At 67.6% G+C, this 7,682-nt stretch carries 6 protein-coding genes; 4 read left to right on the top strand and 2 right to left on the bottom strand.

Translation table 11 applies throughout. The annotated features are described in order from the left end of the window. The 4 genes from V2B31_RS10290 to V2B31_RS10275 form a co-directional block, all read left to right on the top strand. Positions 1-812, top strand: an 812-nt coding sequence (locus tag V2B31_RS10290) for a cell division protein FtsA (RefSeq protein WP_328278136.1), incomplete at its 5' end; no start/stop codon positions are given. Positions 813-918: 106 nt separating this feature from the next. Continuing rightward, positions 919-2,340, top strand: a complete 1,422-nt coding sequence (gene ftsZ / locus V2B31_RS10285) for a cell division protein FtsZ (protein ID WP_328278134.1) — start codon at positions 919-921, stop codon at positions 2,338-2,340. Positions 2,341-2,447: 107 nt separating this feature from the next. Further along, on the top strand, positions 2,448-4,373 hold the full coding sequence (locus V2B31_RS10280) for a tetratricopeptide repeat protein (protein ID WP_443021975.1): 1,926 nt from the start codon (positions 2,448-2,450) through the stop codon (positions 4,371-4,373). Between the two features lie 9 nt (positions 4,374-4,382). Beyond that, positions 4,383-5,534 carry a deoxyguanosinetriphosphate triphosphohydrolase gene (locus tag V2B31_RS10275; RefSeq protein ID WP_328278132.1) on the top strand — a complete coding sequence of 384 codons (1,152 nt, stop codon included), beginning with the start codon at positions 4,383-4,385 and terminating at the stop codon, positions 5,532-5,534. A 39-nt stretch (positions 5,535-5,573) separates the two neighbouring features. Here V2B31_RS10275 and V2B31_RS10270 read toward each other — a convergent pair whose 3' ends face one another. Then, positions 5,574-6,905, bottom strand: a complete 1,332-nt coding sequence (locus tag V2B31_RS10270; protein WP_328278130.1) for a dicarboxylate/amino acid:cation symporter — start codon at positions 6,903-6,905, stop codon at positions 5,574-5,576. A gap of 174 nt (positions 6,906-7,079) precedes the next feature. After that, positions 7,080-7,655 carry a pyridoxamine 5'-phosphate oxidase gene (gene pdxH, locus V2B31_RS10265; protein WP_328278128.1) on the bottom strand — a complete coding sequence of 192 codons (576 nt, stop codon included), beginning with the start codon at positions 7,653-7,655 and terminating at the stop codon, positions 7,080-7,082. Between the last annotated feature and the right edge of the window lie 27 nt (positions 7,656-7,682).

Here is a 7,682-nt window from a genome sequence, read left to right as displayed (position 1 = left end):
TCCATGTCGTGCTGGCGGATGGCGCGCCGCTCGCCAATCTCGACCTGTGCGTGCGCGGGGCCTATCTCAACGTTAATTCGATCGTCGCCTCGCCGATCGCGACGGGCCTCGCCTGCCTGTCGGAGGAGGAGCGCGATCTTGGCGTCGCCTTGGTGGAGATGGGGGCGGGCGTCACCAACGTGTCGCTCTATGCCGGCGGGATGCTGGTCGGGCTGCACTCTATTCCGATGGGTGCGTCGGACATCACCGACGATATCGCGTCCGCCTTCGGCATTCGCCGCAGCCAGGCGGAGCGGATCAAATGCTTCTATGGCTCCGCGATGCAGAACCCGCGCGACTTTCGCGAGATGATCGAGATCGCGCCCCCCCATGGCGATGCCGCGGCAAGCGGGCAGGCGGCCGGCCCCAATGCCGAAGGGGGCAAGATCACCCGCGCCGCGCTGGTGGGCGTCATTTGCGAGCGGCTGAACCAGATCATGACCGAAGTGAATGCGGCGCTCGCCGGCATGGGCTTCCATTCGACGGGGCGGCAGGTGGTGCTGACGGGCGGCGGCGCGGAAATGAAGGGGGTCGCGGACTATGCCCAGGGCGCGCTCGGCCGGGCGGTGCGGATCGGTCGGCCGCGTGGACTTTCGGCGATGCCCGAAGCGCATAGCGGCCCGGCCTTCGCGACTTTGGCGGGCCTCGCGCTTTACGGCGCTTCCAACCCGGTTGATCTCCGCACCATGGCGCCCGCGCCGCAGACCGTCCATCGTTTGAGCACGCCAATGTGGTGGCAAAGGATGATCCGGGCGATCAAGACCAACTATTGAATGAAAATGGACTATAACGAAATTAGCTGGTGAAATCCGCCGATTTCTGGTGTTAACAATATGTGACGATATGCTTCCTGACGAGGAAGCCGAGGGAGCAGACATTATGAGCATTGAGATCAGCCCGCCCCATGTGGACGAACTGAAGCCGCGCATTGCGGTCATCGGCGTCGGCGGCGCGGGCGGCAATGCCATCGCGAACATGATCGCCGCCAGCGTCGAGGGCGTGGACTTCATCGTCGCCAATACCGACGCGCAGGCATTGAACAGCTCGCCAGCCGAACGGCGCATCCAGCTTGGCCCGCAGATTACCGAAGGTCTGGGTGCGGGATCGCGCCCTGAAATCGGCAAGGCGGCGGCGGAAGAAACCATCGCCTCGGTCGAGCAGGCGCTGGACGGCGCGCATATGTGCTTCATCACCGCCGGCATGGGCGGCGGCACCGGCACCGGCGCTGCCCCGGTCATCGCGAAGGCGGCGCGCGATCGCGGCATCCTGACCGTGGGCGTCGTCACCAAGCCCTTCACCTTCGAGGGCAATCGCCGCATGAAGTCGGCCGAGGCGGGGATCGAGGAGCTGCAAAAGCATGTCGACACCCTTATCGTCATCCCGAACCAGAATCTGTTCCTGATCGCCAACCCCAACACCACCTTCAAGGAAGCCTTCCAGATGGCGGACGAGGTGTTGCAGCAGGGAGTGCGCTCGATCACCGACCTCATGATTATGCCAGGCCTCATCAACCTCGACTTCGCCGACGTGCGCTCGGTGATGGGCGAAATGGGCAAGGCGATGATGGGCACGGGCGAGGCGGAAGGCGACGGCCGCGCGCTCCAGGCGGCGGAGAAGGCTATCGCCAACCCGCTGCTCGATGGCGTGTCGATGCGCGGCGCGAAGGGCGTCATCGTTTCGATCGTCGGTGGCGAGGACATGCGCCTCATGGAAGTGGACGAGGCCGCGAACCATATCCGCGAACTGGTCGATCCCGACGCGAACATCATCTGGGGCAGCGCGTTCAACGACAATCTCAATGGCAAGATCCGCGTCTCGGTGGTCGCCACCGGCATCGACAATGATGTGGGCGCGCAAGCCGCGCCGCTGACCCAGCCGTTCAGCTTCGCCAGCCGCCCCGCCGTCGCCGTGCCGCAGTCGGTGGCGCCCAAGGCTGCGCCGGCGCCCCAGCCTGCGCCGGTCGCCGCGCCCGCACCGGTCGCGCCGCAGCCGGAGCCCGAGACGCTGGAACTGGATGTGCCCGAAGCGCCCGCTCCGGCCGAGGCCGCCGCACCCGCACCCTTCGCCGCGCCCAAGCCGGCGGCGGTGTTCTCGGACGAGGGGCCGGAGGATGATGAGCTGGTCCTGGGTGCCGATAATGCCGAGACCGCTCCCGCACCCCAGCCCGCGCCGCGCGTCGCCACCGGCGGCACCCTGTTCGAGCGTATGGCGGGGCTGACCCGTGGTAGCGAGAAGGGCGTGGACGAAGGCGCGCCGGGCGTCGATATTCCCCGTTTCCTCAACCGCCAGAGCAACCAGTAAACGGCTTGCCCGACTATAAAGCGCGCCGTCCGTCCCATAAGGCGGTCCGGCGCGCTTTTTGCTGCGGTCAATTTCCCATTCAGCCCGGCATCGGTTAAAGCCCGGACGTGATGCGCACCGCCCCATGGATAATCGTCGCCCTTCTGCTTTCCGGCGCTGCCCACGCCCAGTCCGACCAGGCCGATCTGGTCCGGCCGGCGGCCGCCGCCGATCTCAACAGCAACCTCGCCCGGCTCGCCAGCAACCCGCGGGACACCAGTGCGCTGATCGGCGCGGGGGAGGCGGCGTTGGCGCTCGACGATGCGCGCGCCGCCGCCGGATTCTTCGCGCGGGCGGACGCAATCGAGAGCGGCAATGGCCGGATCAAGGCGGGCCTTGCGCGGGTGATGCTGAAGCTCCAGAATCCGGCCGAAGCGCTGCGGCTTTTCGACCAGGCGGCGCGGCTCGGCTATCCCGACGCTTCCGTCCTTGCCGATCGGGGACTTGCGAAGGACATGACTGGCGATCAGGCCGGGGCGCAGCGGGATTATTACGCGGCGCTCGCCCGGTCGCCGAGGGACGATGAGCTGGTCCGCCGCTATGCCGCCTCGCTCGGCATATCGGGGCAAGTGGACGCATCGGAGAAGGTGCTGGAGCCCTTGCTCTACAAGAGCGACCGGGCCGCCTGGCGCTATCGCGCCTTCATTCTGGCGATGAACAACCGGCAGGCCGACGCGCGCAAGGTCGCGGACCAGACGATGCCGGCGCAGCTCGCCGCCGCGATCGCGCCCTATATGCAGAAAATGCCCTATCTGACGGCGGCGCAGAAGGCGGCGGCGGTGCATTTCGGGCATTTCCCGCAGCAGATCGGCACGACCATCGCCGCCGTCACGCCGACGCCGCCAGCGCCGGGCATCACGGTCGCAGCCAAGCAGCCGGTCGCCGTCGCCGCTGCCCCGACGAGCCAGGCCAATCCGCTCAGCCGGGCCGAGCAGCGCCGCCAGAGGCGCGAAGCCGCGCGGCTGGCCCGGACGCAAGCGCAGCAGCAGCCGGTCCGCACTGCTGCGGCGACGCCGACCCCAACGCCTGTTCCGCAGCGGCAGGTCGCGCTGGCCGAGCCGGCAGTCCCGACGCCCCAGCCTGCGCCGGTCCAGCCGCAGCCTCTGCCGCCCGTAGCCCCGCAGGCGAACCCTCCGAGACCCGCGCCGCAAACCGTCCAGTCCATTCCCGCCGCACCCGCCGCGCCGGCGGATACGCCCGCCCGCCAAGCGCAGGCCCAAATTCAAACCCCAGCCCAGGCCCCATCCCAAACATTGCCCGCGCAGGTCCAGGGGCCGCCCGCGCCGGGCTTCGACACGATCGACGCACCGCCTGCCGCCCCGGCATCCGCCGCACCCTCCGCCGGGTCGCAGCTCAACGCCATCACCCTCGCGCAGGCTGCCGCGCCGGCCGCTCCGGTAACTCCCACCGTACAGCCGCTCCCCGCCGCTGCGCCGCCGCCACCCCCGCCGGCCCCGACGCCGCAGCCCAACCCGGAGGCGACCCGGACGCTCGCCGACATCATCCGGGCGATCGACGTTCCCGAAGCGGAACGGGCGACGAGCATAGCCGCCGTCAATCTCGACGAAGTCGCCGCGCTCCAGGCGCAGCGCCGCGCCGAGCGGCAGGCTGCGGCCAAGGCCGCCGCCGACAAGGCGAAGAAGGAGGCCGCCGCCAAGGCCAAGGCGGAGGCCGACGCCAAGGCGAAGAAGGAGGCCGAGGAGAAGAAGCGCCTCGCCGCCAACCCCTCGCGCAACTGGCTCCAGGTCGGGGTGGGGCAGAGCAAGTCCGCGCTCGGCTTCACCATGAAGGGGTTGCGCAAGAAATATGCGAGCCTCGCCGCGCAGGATGCCTGGAGCGCAAGCTGGGGCCGCACCAACCGGCTGCTGGTTGGCCCGTTCGCCAGCTTCACCCGCGCCAAGGAGGTGGAGAGCAAGCTCAAGGCCGATGGCGCCGACGTGTTCGCCTGGAAAAGCGAAGCGGGGGAGGTGGTCGAAAGGCTCGGCGGCGAGTAAGGGCGGGGCATGACCAGCCTCGCGCCTTATGCCTGCCATCCCGACGCCAGCTTTGGCCGGCTGCACCCCGAACCGGGCGGCGAGGTGCGGGGGCCACGCGACATGTTCCAGCGCGACCGCGACCGCATCATCCACTCGATCGCCTTCCGCCGGCTGCGGCACAAGACGCAGGTGTTCGTGTCGCCCGACGGCGATCATTATCGCGTGCGCCTCACCCACAGCCTCGAAGTCGCGCAGATCGGCCGCACCACCGCGCGCACGCTCGGCCTCAACGAGGATCTGACCGAAGCGCTGTGCCTGGCGCACGATATCGGCCATCCGCCCTTCGGTCATGCCGGGGAGGATGCGCTGGAAGTGGCGATGGAGGATCATGGCGGGTTCGACCATAATGCCCATACGCTGCGGACTCTGATGCTGCTCGACAGTCCCTATCCGCGCTTCCGGGGACTGAACCTTAGCTGGGAAATGCTCGAAGGGCTGGCAAAGCATAATGGTCCGGTTATCCATCCCGGCTGGGCGATGCGGGAACTGGACGCGATGTTCCCGCTCGACCTTGGCAGCCACGCCTCGCTGGAGGCGCAGCTTGCCGCGATTGCCGACGACATCGCCTATGACAATCACGACATTGACGATGGCCTGCGCGCCGGGCTGCTGACGCTGGACCAGTTGCTGGACGTGCCGCTGATCCGGGGATGCTGGGACCGGGTGCGGGCGCGCTATCCCGACGTGCCGCAGGAGCGGCTGCTGCGCGAACTGGTGCGCGAGCAGATCGGCGTGATGGCGAACGACCTCATCGCCGCAACCCGCCGCAACATCGCCGAGGCGGGGGTGCAGACGGCGGCCGATGTCCGTGCGCTCGGGCGGACGCTGGTCGGCTTCTCGCCCGACCTCGCCGAGCAGGAGCGGGTGCTCAAGCGCTTCATGTATGCGACGCTCTACCATCATCCCGAACAGATTGCGGCGGCGGACAAGGCGCGGGTGATCGTCGCCGACCTGTTCCGCGCCTACCACGCCGACCCCGCGCTGATGCCGGGCGAATGGCATGCCGACTGCGCGCTGGAGGAACCCGCCCGCAGCCGCCACATCGCCGACTTCATCGCCGGCATGACCGACCGCTATGCGGAAAAGCGCCATGCGGAGATTTACGGGCGGATGATCTGAACGAGCGCGAGGCGGATGCAAGCCTGCGCGCGACCGGCATCACCCTTTGCGGTCGTCGTCCACCATGTCGGATGCGAGCTGGAGGCCGGCGCGGCCGTCAGCGGGCGTATGCGCCGGCGCCTTGGGATGGGCGACATCCACCGGTTCCTCGACCTCCAGCATCCCCTCCCATTTGGTGATGACCGATGTTGCGATCGCGTTGCCCAGCACGTTGGTCGCGGTGCGGCCCATGTCCATGAAGTGATCGACCGCCAGGATGAAGGCGACGCCCTCCACCGGCAGGTCGAACTGGCCGAGCGTCGCGGCAACCACCACGAGGGATGCGCGCGGCACGGCGGCGATACCCTTGCTGGTCACCATCAGCACCAGCAATATGGTGATCTGCGTCGCGATCGGCAGGTCGATGCCATAGGCCTGCGCGATGAAGATGGTGGCGAAGGTCGAATACATCATCGACCCGTCTAGGTTGAAGCTGTAGCCCAAAGGCAGCACGAAGCTGTAGATGCGGCGCGGCACGCCGAACCGATCCAATTGCTCCAGCATCTTGGGGTAAGCGGCTTCGGACGAGGCGGTCGAAAAGGCGATCAGGATCGGTTCGCGCACATAGCGCACCAGCTTCAGCATCCGCTGCCCGAGGAAGATCGAGCCCGCCGCGAACAGCAGCGCCCACAGGCAGACCAGCGCTATGTAGAATTCGCCGACCAGCTCACCATAGGTTTTGAGCACGCCGAGGCCCTGCACCGTCACCGACGAGGCGAGCGCGCCGAACACCGCGAAGGGAGCGACGCGCATGACATAGCCCGTCACTTGCAGCATCAGCTCGACCATCGCCTCGATCACCGTGACGATCGGCTTGCCCTTCTCGCCGATGGCGGTCAGCGCCACGCCCACGAAGAGCGAGAAGACCACGATCTGGAGGATCGAGTTTTCCGCCATCGCGCCGACCATCGAGGTCGGGAAGACGTGGAGGATGAAGTCGCGGAAGTTGAGCGCTTCGGTGTTCACGCCGCTGTCAGCGCCCGACCGAACGAGATTCAGCCCTTCGCCCGGCGCAAAGAAATTGACGAAGATGAGGCCCAGCGTCAGCGAGATCAGCGATGCAATGATGAACCAGGCGAGCGCGCGCCCGCCGATCCGCCCCAGCGCCGCGCTGTCGCCCATATGGGCGATGCCCGCGACCAGCGTGGAAAAGACCAGCGGCGCGATAATCATCTTGATAAGGTGCAGGAAAATGTCCGCAAGCAGATGGAAATAGCCCGCCACATCCTTCGCCAGCGCCTCGTCGCCGCCGACCCAGAGATTGGCCACAAAGCCCGTAATCACCCCAAGCGCCATGCCGATCAGGATGAAGGCCGTCAGTCTGTTTCGCATCAAATCCCTTTAGGCCGACGTCGGCCCCCGATCCTGTAACGTCCGTCAGGCCGACACCTAACAGGCGGCCGGGCCGGCCGCAATCGGCGCGCGCCCTGCCGCCTCATGCTAGACGAAGCAGGGCGGGCTTTCCGCCCCCGCCCGATCGCGCCATTGCGGTCCTAACGGCAATTGTCAGGGATAGAGCAGCCCTTCGGTCCAGCCGTCCCCGTCCACCACGAACAGGCGGCGTTCGTGCAGCCGATGCTCGCGATCCTGCCAATATTCGATCCGTTCGGGCGTCACCCGGAAGCCAGACCAGTGCGGCGGGCGCGGCACCGGGCCGCCGGCGAATCGCGCACTGACCTCGGCAAAGCGATCCATGAAGGTCTGGCGGTCGGGCAGGGGCCGCGACTGGTCGGATGCCCAGGCCCCAAGCTGGCTGTCGCGGCTGCGCGTCGCGAAATAGGCGTCGGCGGCGGCATCCTCGACCGGGCCGACCGGCCCCTCGATCCGCACCTGCCGGCGCAGCGACTTCCAGTGGAAAAGCAGGGCGGCATGGGGGTTTTCCAGCAGTTCGCCCGCCTTGCGCCCCTCGAAATTGGTGTAGAAGATGAAGCCGTCCGGCCCATGGCCTTTCAGCAGCACCATGCGAACCGAAGGCCGCCCGCGCGCGTCGGCGGTGGCGAGCGCCATGGCGTTGCTATCGTTGATCTCGGTCTCGCGGGCCTCCGCATACCAGCTGTCGAACAGGGCGAATGGATCGGTCATGGCGTATCCCTAAGCCGGCGGGACGGC

The sequence above is a fragment of the Sphingobium sp. genome (assembly GCF_036170395.1).
Taxonomy (GTDB): Bacteria; Pseudomonadota; Alphaproteobacteria; order Sphingomonadales; family Sphingomonadaceae; genus Sphingobium.
Note: the sequence above shows the minus strand (reverse complement) of the source record. Positions and strands in the feature narration are given on the sequence as shown.